Raw genomic sequence first — 15,900 nt, forward strand, 5'->3', positions numbered from 1 at the left:
TTAAAAGATATGTTTTCAAAATTAGCTTATTCCGTTTTTGAACAAAGTATTCAAGATTATCATCAATTTGATAATGTAGATCAACCTATCAATAATCCTTTTCCAAAAGAAAAAATAGAGCATTTATTATATTTAAAAAACTGGATTGACACTGTTCAATGGCATTTCGAAGATATTATTCGTGATCCCAATATTGATCCAGTTGCAGCATTGACTTTAAAAAGAAGAATTGACGCTTCTAATCAGGAACGTACCGATATGGTAGAATATATCGATGGTTATTTTCTTCAAAAATATGCTCAGGTTGCAGTTAAAAATGATGCTAAAATTAACTCCGAAAGTCCCGCTTGGGCATTTGATCGATTGTCTATTCTAGCCTTGAAAATTTATCATATGCAAGAAGAAGCCACTCGAGCAGAAGCCTCGCAAGAGCACAAAGACAAATGCCAAACAAAATTGAACATTTTATTAGAGCAAAGAACCGATTTGTTCACAGCAATTGAAGACTTGCTAACCGACATCGAAAATGGAAATAAATTCATGAAAGTGTACAAACAAATGAAGATGTACAACGACGATGATTTGAATCCGGTTTTGTATCAAAATAAAAAGTAAGTTTCGACAAGTTTAAATTGTCAAAAAAAATCAAACATATAGCCGTCATGAGACTTTCCGCAATGGGAGATGTCGCTATGACGGTTCCTGTTTTAAGGGCTTTTGTAGAACAAAATCCGGATGTGAAAATCACAGTAATTTCTAGACCGTTTTTCCAACCTTTTTTTGACGGAATTCCCAATTTATCTTTCTTTGCTTTCGACGAAAGACAGCGTCACAAAGGATTTATTGGATTGTTGCGATTGTTCCATGATTTATCAGCATTACACATCGACGCTTTTGCCGATTTACATAACGTTTTGCGATCTAAAGTGGTTCGAACACTTTTCGCCCTGAACGGAAAAAAAACTGCTTTTGTTGATAAAGGAAGAGCTGAAAAAGCAGCTTTAACACGAGCTGAAAATAAAATTTTCAAACCATTACCCACGATGTTCGAAAGACATGTAAAAGTGTTTAATGAACTCGGTTTTACAGTAGATTTGTCCAATCCAACATTCCCTAAAAAGGCAGTTTTATCGAATGATATTTTGAAAATGCTAGTTGGAAATGAAAGGATTCCCGATTTCGCGGGAATTAAAATTGGAATTGCACCTTTTGCCCAGTACGATTCCAAGATCTATCCTTTGGATTTAATGCAGGAAGTTATTAATAAATTAGCAGAAAACAAAACTCATAAAATCTTACTTTTTGGTGGTGGAATAAAGGAAATTGAACTTTTGGATTCGCTTTCAAGAGGCAAAGAGAATGTAGTTGTTATAGCCGGGCAACTCAATTTTCAGCAGGAGTTGCAACTGATTTCTAATCTTGATATAATGCTTTCGATGGATTCCGGAAATGCTCATATTGCGGCGATGTTAGGTGTAAAAACCATTACACTTTGGGGCGCAACACATCCGTTTGCTGGATTTTCGCCTTTGAATCAGCCTTTGGAAAACGCTTTGGTTTCGGATAGAAATTTGTTTCCAAAATTACCCACCTCAGTGTACGGAAATAAAATAGTGGCAGGTTATGAAAGTGCAATGCGAACGATTTCTGTCGAGAAAATTATTGCTCTAGTGTTGTCGTAAATCTATCGCTATAAACAAAAGATTAAATGAAATTAGTACAAAACTTATCCTTTTTTCTTCTTGCGATATGCACTTGGAGAACTACCCATAATCTTGGAAAACATTCTGCTAAAATACAGCGGATCCTCAAAGCCAACCAACATACTAATTTGGTTAATTTTCATATCTGAAAAGTCAAGTTGGTGACAAGCCTCTTGGATTTTAAGATGAATAAAATAATTTAAAGGAGAACTACCAGTGTTTCGTTGAAATAAGCCTGAAAAATGCGAAGGTGAATATGCTACGTATTGAGCTATTTCTTTCAAAGTAATACGTTTTCTTACGTTTTCGCGCATAAAATGAATGGCTTCTTCAATTATGTCTCTTTGCAATGTATTCTGGTTTTGATTATTGCAAGCGCGATAAGTGCCTAAATACTTTAAAGATCCAAGAAAGTAAAACAAAGAAGTTACACTAAAATCCAGATTACTTTTACTGTATCCTTTTTTTAGAGTAGAAAAGATTTCTTCAAATAACTTAAATCGGTCTTCAATCCTAGAGTCTTTTTCTGGTAATATAAGCAATGGTTTATCAAAGCCATCGGCAAAAAAACCTGCTTTTTCTCCATCAAAGTGCACCCAATAGATCGTCCATGGTTTTTTGCTTTTGCTCCCATATGAGTGCGGCACTTCTTTCGGCAAAATGAATGCTTGATTGGCCTGAACCTTTTGGACCTGATTGTTTATTTCAAACCATCCTTCACCTTCAACACAGTAAACTAAAATATACTGGGAAACTTCGGCTTTGGTTCTCTTTCTATAGTGAAAATTTGCTTTAGGATAAAACCCTATATCTGTGATGTGTAATAGTGATCCTAGTTCGGTTTTTTTGTATTCATCAATAATTGAAATAGGCAAAACAATAGCACGTTCTCCCATAAATCCGCTTTTAATTTGTGCCATATCATCGAATATTTTTAGGTTTATTCAAAAATAGCTTTTTTAGGCATTATATAATAATATAATCCATATTTATAGTGGTTTGTTCTATTTGAGTGAATTACAATTTATAGTTAATTTGTATTTCATAATTTTATACTAGATGAAGAAGTTTAACAACTATTACTTGTTTGCTATTTCTATGGTTTCGGCTATGGGAGGATTACTTTTTGGTTATGACTGGGTCGTAATTGGCGGTGCAAAACCTTTTTATGAACGTTTTTTTGATATTACTTCATTGCCAAACCTTCAAGCTTGGGCTATGAGTTCCGCTTTGATTGGTTGTATTATTGGGGCAGTGGTATCAGGTGTAATCAGTGATAAATTTGGGCGCAAATGGCCGTTACTACTCTCTGCTTTTTTGTTTACAGTGGCTTCACTAGGAACAGGATTTGCGTCAAGTTATTTTTTATTTGTTGTTTTTAGAATAATTGGCGGAGTAGGAATTGGATTAGCATCAGCACTTTCGCCAATGTATATTGCAGAAGTTGCTCCTTCGCATTTAAGAGGTCGTTTTGTTTCAATCAATCAAATGACCTTAGTTATTGGTATTCTTGCCGCACAAATTGTCAATTTGATTATTGCTGAGAAAGTTCCAGTTGGAGTTTCAGATGTGTTTATTCGTGATTCTTGGAACGGACAAACGGGTTGGCGTTGGATGTTTTTTGCTTGTGCTGTTCCTTCTGTTGCTTTTTTTCTACTATTGTTTGCCCTTCCCGAAAGCCCTCGTTGGCTAATGAAAGTGGGTAAGCAAGAGAAAGCGTTCCCTACGTTAAAAAAAATTGGAAGCGTTGAATATGCTCAGGATGAAATCAAGAATATTCAAGCAACGTTGAATGATGTTTCTGAAAAAGTAGATTTTAAGACCTTACTGAATTCAAAGTATAGAAAGGTATTAATTATCGGTGTTGTGCTAGCTGTTTTTCAGCAATGGTGCGGTATCAACATAGTTTTCAATTATGCCGATGAGATATTTACAGCCGCAGGATACGGTGTAAGTGACACCTTATTCAATATTGTAATTACAGGAAGCGTCAATTTAATTTTTACCCTAATAGCCATATTTATGGTTGACAAATGGGGACGTAAAAAATTGATGATTTTTGGCTCGGTTGGTCTTGCTATTATCTATATTCTACTTGGTAGTGCTTTTTATTTTGAACTAAAAGGGATAGCCGTGTTGTCTGTGGTAGTTATGGGTATTGGTATTTACGCTATGTCGCTCGCACCTGTTACTTGGGTTATATTATCTGAAATATTTCCAAATCAAATTCGAGGATCGGCTATGGCTTTGGCGACTTTTGCTTTATGGATTGCCTGTTTTATTCTCACTTATTCTTTTCCACTTTTAAACCAAGGATTTGGTGTGTCGGGAACATTCTGGCTGTATGCAGTACTATGCTTTTTAGGATTTTTATTTATTTTAAAAAGATTACCCGAAACAAAAGGTAAAAGTTTGGAAGAGATTGAGAATGAATTAGTGAAGTAAAAAAAAGTTAAGAGAAACGAATAAAATAATGCTATGAATAAAATATCTTTTTTAATCTTATTTGTATTGGCTTTGATTCCAATAAATATGGTGCATTCTCAATCAAGAATCAACTTAGCGGGAGAATGGAAATTTGCTATTGACCCAACTGATAAAGGCATTTCTGAACAATGGTTCAAAAAGGCACTATCCGAAACAATACAACTACCGGGTTCTATGGCTACCAATGGTAAAGGAGAAGAAGTAACTGTTGCTACAAAATTTACAGCTCAATTAATAGACAGTTCGTACTATAAAAAACCGGAATACGCTAAATATAGAGTCTCTGGAAATATAAAAATGCCATTTTGGTTACAACCTGTTAGGTATTATGTAGGAGCAGCCTGGTACCAAAAAGATATAGAAATAACCGAACAATGGAAAAATCAAAGTATTTCACTTTTTTTGGAACGGTGCCATTGGGAAACCCGACTTTGGATAGACGACAAAGAAATTGGTATGCGAAATTCATTAGGCACGCCACATATTTATAAATTATCGGATGTTCTTAGTCCGGGAAAACATCGAATCACTATTTGTGTGGACAATCGAACTAAATTAATTGACCCAGGACATAATTCACATAGTATTTCTGATCATACGCAAACCAATTGGAACGGTATGGTAGGTCAACTTTATCTTGAAGCAAAACCACGAATCAAAATAAATAACATCCAGTTGTTTCCGGATGTTCAGAGAAAATTAGTTCTTGCGAAGATTAAAATCGACAATGCAACTACCAAAAAACAAAATGCAACTATTACTTTGAATGTTTCAGGAAACTCTGGAATGTTAACCAAAAGCTATAAAGTAATTGTTGCAACAGGCATAGACTCATTGAATATAGAATTTCCAATGGGTGACAACATACAGCTTTGGAGTGAGTTTCATCCTAGTAATTATAACTTACAAGCCCAAATAATCGCAAAAAAATCTAGTGATATATACAATACTAGTTTTGGAATGCGTGAAATTAAGGTAAGCGGTAAACAACTACTAATAAATGGGAAGCCACTATTTTTACGTGGGACACTGGAATGTGCTATCTTTCCTAAAACTGGTTTTCCTCCAACCGATAAAGCAGAATGGCTTCGTATTTTCAGTATAGCTCGAGCGCACGGATTGAACCATTTTCGTTTTCATTCTTGGTGTCCGCCTGAAGCTGCATTTGAAGCAGCGGATCAAGCCGGTTTTTATCTTCAAATCGAATGTTCCTCATGGGCAAATCAATCGACAACTTTAGGAGACGGAAAGCCACTTGACAGCTATTTATATGAAGAAAGTCAGAGAATGATTGAAACCTATGGCAATCATCCCTCGTTTTGTATGATGGCTTATGGCAATGAACCTGGAGGTAAAAATTTCAAAAAGTTTTTATCCTCTTTCGTTAGTTTTTGGAAAAATAAAGACACAAGAAGAATTTATACCTCTGGAGCAGGATGGCCAAACTTAAATGAAAATGATTTTTTGAGTGATCCAAATCCACGAATTCAACGATGGGGTGATGGTTTGAAAAGCAGTATCAATTCACAAATTCCGTCAACTAAAATTGACTGGTCGTCTAGAATTACCAAATTTACACAGCCTATGGTAAGCCACGAAATTGGTCAATGGTGTGTATATCCGAATTTTAAAGAAATAAAAAAATATACAGGAGTTGTAAGAGCTAAAAACTTTGAGATTTTTCAAGAAACATTAAAAGAGCATGGCATGGAGAAACTAGGGGATAGTTTTTTACTGGCTTCCGGAAAATTACAGGCCTTATGTTACAAAGCAGATATTGAGGCTGCATTACGCACCAAAGATTTCGGCGGTTTCCAATTACTCGATCTTCATGATTTTCCCGGACAAGGAACAGCATTAGTGGGAGTACTTGATGCTTTTTGGGATGAAAAAGGATATATTTCGCCCCAAGAATACAGTAAATTTTGCAATTCGACTGTGCCTTTAGTTCGATTAGATAAACTGATATACACTAATAACGAAACAATTTCTGCAAATGTTGAAGTGGCTCATTATGGCGACAGGTCGATGCAAGATGTCATTCCTAGTTGGAAGATTACAAACGGTGCTGGAAAAACATTTTTCTCAGGCTTTTTACCCAAAGCGACTATCGAATTAGGTAATTGTTTTCCATTGGGCACGATTTCAGTTTCTTTGACAGACATCAAAAATCCAGAAAAATTGATTCTTGAAGTTAGCGTAGGAACCTTTTCTAATAACTGGGATTTTTGGGTTTATCCTGCCCAAAAAGAAGTAATTAAAGATTCGGAAACTATAAAAGTAATTTCATCTTTTGATTCGTTAAGCCAACAATACCTCGAAAAAGGAGGAACAGTGCTACTTACGTTAAAGAAAGGAGCTTTAAAGCCAGAATTTGGCGGCGAAATTGGAATAGGGTTTTCGAGTATTTTTTGGAATACCGCTTGGACAGGTGGTCAAAAACCTACTACACTAGGTATTTTATGTAATCCAAATGATAAAGCTTTAGCGTCATTCCCAACCGAATATCATAGTAATTGGCAGTGGTGGGATGCGATGACTCATTCCAATGCAATTATGCTTGAACCAATTTCAACAGAAATAAAACCAATAGTGCGAGTAATTGACGATTGGGTCACAAACCGTTCATTAGCGCTACTATTTGAAGTAAAAGTAGGCAAAGGAAAGTTACTTGTCTCTGGAATTGATTTCAATCAGGATATGGAAAAACGTCCTGAAGCACAACAACTGCTTTTTAGCTTGACAAAGTATATGGCAAGCAAAGACTTCAACCCTTTAGTAGCAGTTGATATAGAAATAATAAAAAAAATGACTTCTAAATAAAAGAAATGAGTGTTAAAGCCTGGCAAGAATCGGTAATGATCCCGACTTACGAAATAGGGAAACCGGAAAAGAATCCAATCTTTCTTGAAAAAAGAGTATATCAAGGCAGTAGTGGTGTAGTATATCCTTATCCAGTTGTAGAAAAGATAGAAGATAAAAAATCAGACAAAGTATATCAAGCGGTTTATCTAGAAAATGAATACATCAAAGTAATGATTCTGCCTGAATTGGGCGGACGCGTACAAATGGCTTATGACAAAATCAAACAACGTCATTTTATTTATTACAATCAAGTAATCAAACCAGCACTAGTTGGGCTTACAGGGCCTTGGATTTCGGGCGGAATAGAATTTAACTGGCCTCAGCACCATCGTCCGAGTACCTTTCTACCAGTTGATCACACTATTGAAAACAATGCAGATGGTAGTGTGACTGTTTGGGTGAGTGAAAACGAAAAAATGTTTCACCAAAAAGGAATGGCGGGATTTACGTTACATCCCGGAAGAGCTTATCTCGAAATTACAGGAAAATTGTATAATCCAACACCTGTTCCTCAGACTTTTCTTTGGTGGGCAAATCCCGCTGTAGCAGTAAACGAGCATTATCAATCGGTTTTCCCCCCTGATGTGCATGCGGTTTTCGATCATGGTAAAAGAGACGTTTCTACATTTCCTATTGCAACAGGAACTTATTATAAAGTAGATTATTCTGCAGGAGTTGATATTTCGAATTATAAAAATATTCCTGTCCCAACATCGTATATGGCTATCAATTCAGAATTTAATTTTATGGGTGGCTACGAGAATGACACTAAAGCCGGAGTACTGCATGTTGCCAATCACCATATTTCACCCGGAAAAAAGCAATGGACTTGGGGAAATGGAGATTTTGGAAAAGCTTGGGACAGAAACCTTACTGACGAAGATGGACCTTATATCGAATTGATGGCGGGTGTTTTTACAGATAATCAACCTGATTTTAGTTGGATGCAACCGTATGAAGAAAAAACATTTACCCAATATTTTCTACCTTATAGAGAGTTGGGCATAGTGAAAAATGCTTCACAAGATTTGCTTTTAAATCTAGACAAAGAAGGAGACAAAGCCATAATTAAGATTTTTGCAACCTCATTGCAGAAAAAGGCCAGAATTATTTTGGATGGTTTTTTAGATGAAACCATAGATTTAACCCCAGAACTAGTTTATGAGAAAAAAATCGATGTGGGCGATGTGCCATTTTCAGAATTATGTCTAAAAGTACTTCAAGAAAACGGAAGGGAATTATTAAGCATAAAATCAGAAAAAAAAGAAATACAACTAACTCCAAATCCTGCCAAAGCAGCCTTTACTCCAGAAGAAACGGCAACTTGCGAGCAATTGTATTTAACAGGTTTACACTTAGAACAATACAGGCACGCTACATACGTGGCTACTGATTATTACAAGGAAGCCTTGAAACGCGACCCTTCCGATTTAAGAAATAGCAACGCCTTAGGACTATGGCTGCTGCGCAGAGGAAAATTTGCCGAATCCGAAAAGTATTTTAAAGCCGCCATTGATACACAATTACAAACGAATCCAAATCCTTATGATGGTGAGCCGCATTATAATCTTGGCTTGGCATTAGAATTTCAAGGCAAAAGCAAACAGGCTTATGCTGCTTTCTATAAATCCTGTTGGAATGCGGCTATGCAAGATATAGGATATTTTGCTTGTGCTTTAATTTCACTTAAAAATGACAATCTAACTGATGCACTTCTTGAGATTGATAAATCGTTAGTACGCAATTGGCACAACCATAAAGCTCGTTCCTTGAAAACCGCCATTTTTAGAAAATTAGGAAAGGAAAAAGAGGCTTTAGCACTAATAGACGCTTCGCTACAAATAGATTTATTCAATTTTGGATGTCGTTTTGAACATTATCTGATATTAAATTCGGCAAATGCTTTAGTGGAAATGAATACGCTGATGCGCGGCGAAATACATAATTATGAAATAGTTGCTTTAGATTATATTGCAGCAGGAATGTATGACGAAGCAGTTCGTTTGCTCAAGGAGGGAATCAAAGTTTGTCCAACTACGCCAATGACGTATTACTATATGGGTTGGGCATTAAGTTTAGCCAATGATGATTCTAAGGACGTATTTGAAATAGCTGCAACTCACGCACCAGAATATTGTTTTCCTAATCGTTTAGAAGCCATACTAGCATTAGAAGTGGCTCAAAAAGTGAACCCAAAAGATTCAAAAGCGCCTTATTATTTAGGAAATTTATGGTATGATAAGCGCCAGTATCCCGAAGCTATTGCTTGCTGGGAAAAGTCGGCAGAAATTGACGGAACATTCCCCACGGTATTAAGAAATTTGTCGTTAGGATATTTCAATAAATTGCAACAGCAAGAAAAAGCAGTTGAATATCTGGAAAAGGCTTTTTCTTTAGATGCCAGTGACTCTAGAATCTTAATGGAGTTGGATCAATTGTACAAACGTATTTGCAAACCCCACGCAGAACGATTGTTGTTTCTAGAAAAACATTTAGATTTAGTTGTGCAACGTGATGACGTGTATTTAGAATATGCAACGCTCAACAATCAATTAGGGAATTTCTCTAGAGCAATGGATTTGATTAACAATCGGATTTTTCACCCATGGGAAGGCGGTGAAGGCAAAGTAACAGCACAATATCAGTTGGCACGAGTAGAATTGGCAAAACAAAAGTTAGTAAAAAACGAGTACGAATCTGCCCTAGAATTATTGGAAGAATGTTTTCAATATCCAGACAGTCTAGGAGAAGGAAGACTTTCTGGAGCACAAGAAAATGATTTTAACTATTGGTTGGGTTGTTGTTATGAAGGATTAAATCAAATAGATGAAGCAAATAGATATTGGGAGTTGGCAAAAAGCGGAAATACAGAACCTGCCGCCGCAATTTTTTATAATGATCAGAAACCAGATAAAATATTTTATCAAGGTTTGGCTTTATTAAAATTAAATCGTGGTGAGGAAGCAAAACAACGATTTAATTCCTTGATTTCTTTTGGACAAGAACATTTGAATGAAACGGTGAAACTCGATTATTTTGCAGTTTCATTACCAGATTTATTGATTTGGGATGATGACTTAACCTTCCGAAATAAGATTCATTGTCATTATTTGATGGGATTAGGAAACAAAGGCATAGGCGAAATGGTGAAGTCAAACACACATTTATTAAAAGCTAAAGAAATGGACATCAACCACCAAGGAGTTCAGATTCATTATTGAATACCGTTTAGGTTAAATTCCGTAATGTTTTTTTATCTACTTCGAGCTTGGAAATCTTTATTATAATTTCGTTCACAAATAAATTTTCTCATCCTGACAACGTTTCAAAATATAACGTTGCAAGTTTGAAATAGTTTCTTGATAAGCAGGAGCTTCAAAACCAAAACGCTCATGTTCCATTTGTTCTTTTTGTATGGTTTTGCAGCCTTTGATGACTTCTTTGAGCATATCGAGCATCGCCAATTCTTTATTGTTCGTTTTCTGAAATTTGAATTCAACGATTTCATCTTGCAGTTGCTCACAATAGTCTAAAAGCTGTACTACTTCTGGTTCGTCGAGTAGGGAAGGGTTGGTTTTGAATATTTCTCTCGTGGATTTCATTTTATAAAAACTTAAAAAATGATTAGTTTGTAATTCAAATTGTTAGTGAATCAATTTATTTAATTGGGGTCAACAAACAAATTAAGTCACTTTTATCAGAAAGCTTTCAGGCGTAACTGCGTACATTGTTTTTAGAACTTTTTTGATGTCTAATATTTTTGTCTCTACTTTTTTTATGCTATTTAGCATTCTTGCCTTTGTTTTAATGGATATACGCTCTTATCGTTTTGACGAAATATAAATATTTAGAGCGATTTTAAATTAAATGAGCATAAAAAAACCATTCGATTAAAAATGGCTTTCTTTTTTTATAATGATTCAACCAGAACCCAAGCGTCAGGATTAACCGTATTTTGAATTTCTTGTTTTGCTTTTTCGGCTTCAGCAAAAGTGGCATAACTTCCGTAAAGAACGGGAAATAACCCGTATTTATTTTGTGGAATGCGTCGCGCTTTATAGCCTTGCCTAGATAATTTTTCAAACGTTTTTTGAGCATTTCTTTCTTCTCTAAAAGCGCCAGCCATTATATGATAGGACATTTTTGATTCCTTAACCGTAAGCGTAACTGCAGGAACAGGATTTTCGATAAAGAAAGTAGCTTCTTGAATTTTATTTTGAACTTGTTTCTGAACCGATTTTTCAACAAGTATAGTTTCATTCGCAATTTGTTGTTGGTAAACAGGATAACCAATTGCTCCCGTTAAACCTAATCCCAAAACAAAAACAGCTGCATATTTCAAATAAGCACTGGTTTTTCTTCTTTCTGGAATTAAAGCAATTACTTCAGTTTCCTTGATATTTTCCTCAAGCGCCTCGATTTTTTGTTCGAATAATTCTCTTTTTACCATTGGAGAAACAAAGGCACTTAAACCAAAAGAATTTGTCAAATAATTTATGTGGTCATAAGGAGTGAAAATCAAATTTTTATCAGCGTTAACCGAAAAATTTCCTACGTTTTTTATGGAAAATATTCCGTTTTCTTGCAACGATTTTTTCCAATTGTGAACCTCGTATTGAATGGCGCTAACGGCATATTCATAAGAAGTTTTTTCGGCTTGTGCAATATGATTGGCCAATAATCCGTCGTTGTTTTTGAGATAGGCATTGAAAGAAATCATTTTCTTTGGAGGGAAAAACGAATTGGAACTTTCAATTAATTGAGCCGACTGAATTTCAGTCAAAAAAGCGCCAAAACCAGGTACGGTTACACATTGGTAACGGTACAAAAGCTGTGAGATATGGTGTTCGATGTTCATAGTTACAAAGTTATACATTGAAAATAGTTATCAAAATTTTATTCACAATTTTTATTAACAATCCGCCTAAAATTTTATACATTTCAGCCTCAAACAATTAGTATGACTGACCAAGATTTATTTCATTTATTGGCACTGCAACAAGTAGAAGGCGTGGGCGATATTGTGGCCAAAAAATTAATTAATCATTGCGGAAATGCTACCGAAGTTTTCAAAACCAAAACTTCCCAACTCGCTGCTATTGATGGAATTGGATCTGTTTTATTGCAAAAATTGAAAGATAAAACCATTTTCGAAAAAGCACAACAAGAACTTCAATTCATCCAATCCAACGAAATAAATGTCGCTTATTTTCTTGATGAAAATTATCCAGAACGGTTAAAACATTGCATCGATGGACCGGTTTTACTGTTTACTTCGGGAAATATAGACTTGAAGAATAAAAAAACCATCAGTATCGTTGGAACGCGACAAATCACGTCTTACGGCATGGAATTTTGTCGAAAATTGATTGAAGATTTGGCGCCGCTTGATCCTGTAATCGTAAGTGGTTTTGCTTATGGAGTCGATATTTTTGCGCATCAATTGGCGATGGAACACGATTTGCAAACGATTGGCGTTGTGGCTCACGGGTTAAATCAAATTTACCCTAAAACGCACAAGAAATATGTTGCCAAAGTCGAAGAAAATGGAGGTTTTATGACGGAATTTTGGAGTTCGTCTAACCCAGAAAAGGAGAATTTTGTTCGAAGAAACCGTATTGTAGCAGGAATTTCAGAAGCCACAATCGTCATCGAATCAGCCGAAAAAGGAGGTTCGCTAATTACGGCAAATATTGCCAACGATTACAATCGCGATGTTTTTGCTGTTCCGGGAAGAACCACTGATAAATACAGTCAAGGTTGCAATAATCTAATCAAAATCCAAAAAGCAAACCTGCTAACAAGTGCTGCCGATTTGATTTATATCTTAAATTGGGATATTGAAAGCAAAACAAAACCCGTGCAAAAACAATTGTTTGTCACACTCGAAGTTGATGAACAAAAAGTGTATGATTATCTCTTAAAAAACGGAAAAGAATTGATGGATATTATTGCTTTGCGATGTGATTTCCCCATTTATAAAATCTCGGGAATGCTTTTGAATATGGAACTGAAAGGCGTGATTCGACCCTTGCCAGGGAAGTTGTTTGAGGCGATTTAAAAACCGCAAATTAGCAAATTTTAAATCTCAAAAACTTTGAAATTATTTGCGACCTGAGCGATAGCGAATAGGCGAAGCAATCTGCAGTTAAAAATCCTTGTGAACTTTGCGTTTTTGTGCTTAAAAATCGCTTCCACCTAATCAAATCAAATTGTCGAAGGAGAAATCCTTGAAATGCTACTGACAAAACAATCCTAAAACAAAGATGTTGGTTCATACTTTTGAATTTGGCACGTTGCTTTTATACTATTTTAGGAAATTAAAAACCAGTTCTAAAAGCATCATTTAAGCAAACAAATCGTTTTAGTAGATTGCGTTTTCTAATCAAAAAATCGATTTAAAACTCTTCATTTAAATCACATAATTAATTTTTTAATTAGTATTAAAAACTCATCGAAAGTCCTATTCCGTTAGCATTAGCAACAACATTGAATTCCGCCTTGGAGCGAAAATAAGAAGTAGGATTTAAAGAAGCATTATATAATTCTACAGCTTGTTTGGTTTTTTTGTCAGCACCTGCTGCAATGGGAAAGGCAATTGCAACAAGGCCAGCGCCAATACCTGCAATACCCCAGTTTGCTTTTCCACCACCAATGGCAGTTCCCAATGGCCAACCAATAAGCCCACCACCAGCATATCCTAAAATAGTTGCGAATGTACCAGCTGATTTTGCTTTATTTATCAAGCGTAAGGATTCTTCATTAGATGCCACTTTACTAGACAGATTATCAATAGTCAGTACAACTCCATTTTGGGAAAATTTATGACCGCCTGCTACTTTTTCGACATCAATTTTTTGAGCTAGACAAAATGTGGTCGATACGAAAGCAATAATCATTGTAATAAATATATTCTTCATTATGTTAAAATTTAGTTGTTAAATAATTGAATTGGTTTGTAAGCATTTACTTTTAAAAGTTCAGAATTGTACAAAAATAGAAAGTATTGATGCATTTATTTAATCAAAATCTACAAATTCTCAAAGAAATCATTTCCTTTATCATCTGTGATAATAAAAGCTGGGAAATCTTTAATGGTGATTTTTCGAACCGCTTCCATTCCTAATTCTTCAAAATCAACTACTTCAACTGAAAGGATGTTCTCTTTTGCTAAGATTGCTGCTGGGCCTCCAATGGAACCCAAATAGAATCCACCATATTTTAGGCAAGCCTCTTTTACTTCTTTGGTTCTGTTTCCTTTGGCTAGCATAACCATACTGCCACCATTTTTTTGGAATTCTTCGACATAAACATCCATTCTACCGGCAGTCGTCGGTCCAAAACTTCCCGAGGCCATTCCTTCAGGTGTTTTTGCAGGCCCAGCATAATAAATAGGATGGTTTTTAAAATATTCCGGCATTGGTTTACCGGCATCCAATAATTCTTTAATTTTAGCGTGGGCAATATCACGAGCTACAATCAACGTTCCGTTTAGTTTCAATCGCGTTTTGATGGGGTATTGTGATAATTTTTTAAGAATTTCAGCCATTGGTTGATTCAAATCAATTTCGACAGCGGGTTCCAAATGTGGTGCTGTTTCTGGCAACAACCGTTGTGGATTTACTTCCAATTGCTCCACAAAAATACCGTCTTTGGTGATTTTCCCTTTGATATTTCTATCGGCTGAACAGGAAACTCCCAATCCAACTGGACAAGAAGCAGCGTGACGCGGCAAACGAATTACCCGAACGTCGTGCGTGAAATATTTACCGCCAAATTGAGCTCCAATAGCACTTTGCTGGCAAATTAACTGTACTCTTTCTTCCCATTCCAAATCACGAAAAGCCTGACCTGCCATATTTCCAGAAGTTGGAAGATGATCAAAATAACCTGCGGATGCTTTTTTAACCGTGGCCAAATTCGCTTCCGCAGAAGTTCCTCCAATCACTAAAGCCAAGTGATACGGCGGACAAGCTGAAGTTCCCAAATCCATTATTTTGGCACGGATGAAAGCATCCAAAGATTTTTCATTCAATAAAGATTTCGTTTGTTGGTACAAATAGGTTTTATTGGCAGAACCTCCACCTTTTGCTAGAAATAAGAACTCATAAGAAGCTCCTTTTTTGGCATAAATATCAATCTGAGCCGGAAGATTCGAACCGGAGTTTTTTTCCTCAAACATACTAATCGGTACAATTTGGGAATAACGAAGATTTCTTTCTTGGTAGGTGTTAAAAATCCCTTTGGATAGCCATTCGGCATCATCGACTCCTGTATATACATTTTCCCCTTTTTTGGCCATTACAATCGCTGTTCCGGTGTCTTGGCAAGAAGGCAATTCACCGTCGATGGCAACAACGGCATTTTGCAATAAATTATAAGCCACAAAACGGTCGTTGTCTGTTGCTTCTGGATCGTCAAGTATGGCTTTTAGCTTTTCTAAATGTGCCGTTCGCAACATAAAAGAAACATCTTTCAACGCTTCTTGCGAAAGCAATTCTAACCCTTTTGGGTCAACTATCAAGATTTCTCTTTCGCCTAGTTTTTCGGTTGTTACAAAATCAGAAGTGATTTTGCGGTATTTGGTATCGTCTTTTAAAATTGGATAAGGATCCGAGTATATAAAGTCCATAATACGAGTTTTTTTAGAACGTCAAATATAAGAATTATAGAAGGAATTCATTGTGATTTATGTCAACTTATCCTTTAGAATTGTTATAAATTAAAACTTTCCAACGGAAATTAATTCATTGCTATAATATGGATTGTTCCTATTCCAACGGATTAAAATCCGTTGCTACAATATAAATCGTTCTTACGGAACTATTACATTTTAAAGAGCCAT

11 protein-coding genes are annotated in these 15,900 nt (G+C 35.7%); 6 read left to right on the forward strand and 5 right to left on the reverse strand.

The genetic code is table 11. The features are described from left to right. Positions 1 to 9 precede the first annotated feature (9 nt). Both RMO83_RS04700 and RMO83_RS04705 read left to right on the forward strand, forming a co-directional pair. Positions 10 to 615 carry a DUF4254 domain-containing protein gene (locus RMO83_RS04700; protein ID WP_310558523.1) on the forward strand — a complete coding sequence of 202 codons (606 nt, stop codon included), beginning with the start codon at positions 10 to 12 and terminating at the stop codon, positions 613 to 615. Between the two features lie 47 nt (positions 616 to 662). Beyond that, complete coding sequence (locus tag RMO83_RS04705; protein ID WP_310558524.1) at positions 663 to 1,682, forward strand: glycosyltransferase family 9 protein; 1,020 nt, start codon at positions 663 to 665, stop codon at positions 1,680 to 1,682. A 44-nt stretch (positions 1,683 to 1,726) separates the two neighbouring features. Here the strand turns inward: RMO83_RS04705 and RMO83_RS04710 are convergent, their stop codons facing one another. Further along, positions 1,727 to 2,623 (reverse strand): AraC family transcriptional regulator, encoded by an 897-nt coding sequence (locus tag RMO83_RS04710; protein WP_310558525.1) that lies wholly within the window; start codon positions 2,621 to 2,623, stop codon positions 1,727 to 1,729. 139 nt (positions 2,624 to 2,762) lie between these two features. Between RMO83_RS04710 and RMO83_RS04715 the strand changes: the two genes are divergently transcribed. From RMO83_RS04715 to RMO83_RS04725, 3 genes are read left to right on the forward strand one after another with little or no spacing between them, the layout of a single operon-like run. After that, the gene (locus RMO83_RS04715) at positions 2,763 to 4,148 is read left to right on the forward strand and encodes a sugar porter family MFS transporter (RefSeq protein ID WP_310558526.1); all 1,386 of its coding nucleotides are present in this window, start codon (positions 2,763 to 2,765) and stop codon (positions 4,146 to 4,148) included. Positions 4,149 to 4,181: 33 nt separating this feature from the next. Next, positions 4,182 to 7,013, forward strand: a complete 2,832-nt coding sequence (locus RMO83_RS04720) for a sugar-binding domain-containing protein (protein WP_310558527.1) — start codon at positions 4,182 to 4,184, stop codon at positions 7,011 to 7,013. A 5-nt stretch (positions 7,014 to 7,018) separates the two neighbouring features. Further along, complete coding sequence (locus RMO83_RS04725) at positions 7,019 to 10,276, forward strand: DUF5107 domain-containing protein (protein WP_310558528.1); 3,258 nt, start codon at positions 7,019 to 7,021, stop codon at positions 10,274 to 10,276. Between the two features lie 72 nt (positions 10,277 to 10,348). Here the strand turns inward: RMO83_RS04725 and RMO83_RS04730 are convergent, their stop codons facing one another. Further along, positions 10,349 to 10,657 carry a hypothetical protein gene (locus RMO83_RS04730; RefSeq protein WP_310558529.1) on the reverse strand — a complete coding sequence of 103 codons (309 nt, stop codon included), beginning with the start codon at positions 10,655 to 10,657 and terminating at the stop codon, positions 10,349 to 10,351. A gap of 308 nt (positions 10,658 to 10,965) precedes the next feature. Beyond that, complete coding sequence (locus RMO83_RS04735; RefSeq protein ID WP_310558530.1) at positions 10,966 to 11,913, reverse strand: SPOR domain-containing protein; 948 nt, start codon at positions 11,911 to 11,913, stop codon at positions 10,966 to 10,968. A 102-nt stretch (positions 11,914 to 12,015) separates the two neighbouring features. On the opposite strand from RMO83_RS04735, the gene dprA reads away from it, so the two are divergent. Then, positions 12,016 to 13,116 (forward strand): DNA-processing protein DprA, encoded by a 1,101-nt coding sequence (dprA, locus tag RMO83_RS04740; RefSeq protein ID WP_310558531.1) that lies wholly within the window; start codon positions 12,016 to 12,018, stop codon positions 13,114 to 13,116. 382 nt (positions 13,117 to 13,498) lie between these two features. On the opposite strand, the gene RMO83_RS04745 is transcribed toward dprA, so the two are convergent. Together RMO83_RS04745 and RMO83_RS04750 are read right to left on the reverse strand one after the other, a co-directional pair. Further along, positions 13,499 to 13,975 (reverse strand): hypothetical protein, encoded by a 477-nt coding sequence (locus tag RMO83_RS04745; protein WP_310558532.1) that lies wholly within the window; start codon positions 13,973 to 13,975, stop codon positions 13,499 to 13,501. A gap of 110 nt (positions 13,976 to 14,085) precedes the next feature. Beyond that, positions 14,086 to 15,687: a fumarate hydratase gene (locus RMO83_RS04750; RefSeq protein ID WP_310558533.1), complete on the reverse strand. Its 1,602-nt coding sequence runs from the start codon at positions 15,685 to 15,687 to the stop codon at positions 14,086 to 14,088. Positions 15,688 to 15,900: the final 213 nt, after the last annotated feature.

Source organism: Flavobacterium sp. (assembly GCF_031423415.1).
GTDB lineage: Bacteria > Bacteroidota > Bacteroidia > Flavobacteriales > Flavobacteriaceae > Flavobacterium.

Coding starts and splice junctions, on each gene's coding strand:
- RMO83_RS04700 (WP_310558523.1), top strand. CDS start 10: ATGTTTTCAAAATTAGCTTATTCCGTTTTTGAACAAAGTATTCAAGAT.
- RMO83_RS04735 (WP_310558530.1), bottom strand. CDS start 11,913: ATGAACATCGAACACCATATCTCACAGCTTTTGTACCGTTACCAATGT.
- RMO83_RS04730 (WP_310558529.1), bottom strand. CDS start 10,657: ATGAAATCCACGAGAGAAATATTCAAAACCAACCCTTCCCTACTCGAC.
- RMO83_RS04715 (WP_310558526.1), top strand. CDS start 2,763: ATGAAGAAGTTTAACAACTATTACTTGTTTGCTATTTCTATGGTTTCG.
- RMO83_RS04705 (WP_310558524.1), top strand. CDS start 663: ATGAGACTTTCCGCAATGGGAGATGTCGCTATGACGGTTCCTGTTTTA.
- RMO83_RS04725 (WP_310558528.1), top strand. CDS start 7,019: ATGAGTGTTAAAGCCTGGCAAGAATCGGTAATGATCCCGACTTACGAA.
- RMO83_RS04745 (WP_310558532.1), bottom strand. CDS start 13,975: ATGAAGAATATATTTATTACAATGATTATTGCTTTCGTATCGACCACA.
- RMO83_RS04720 (WP_310558527.1), top strand. CDS start 4,182: ATGAATAAAATATCTTTTTTAATCTTATTTGTATTGGCTTTGATTCCA.
- RMO83_RS04710 (WP_310558525.1), bottom strand. CDS start 2,623: ATGGCACAAATTAAAAGCGGATTTATGGGAGAACGTGCTATTGTTTTG.
- RMO83_RS04750 (WP_310558533.1), bottom strand. CDS start 15,687: ATGGACTTTATATACTCGGATCCTTATCCAATTTTAAAAGACGATACC.
- dprA (WP_310558531.1), top strand. CDS start 12,016: ATGACTGACCAAGATTTATTTCATTTATTGGCACTGCAACAAGTAGAA.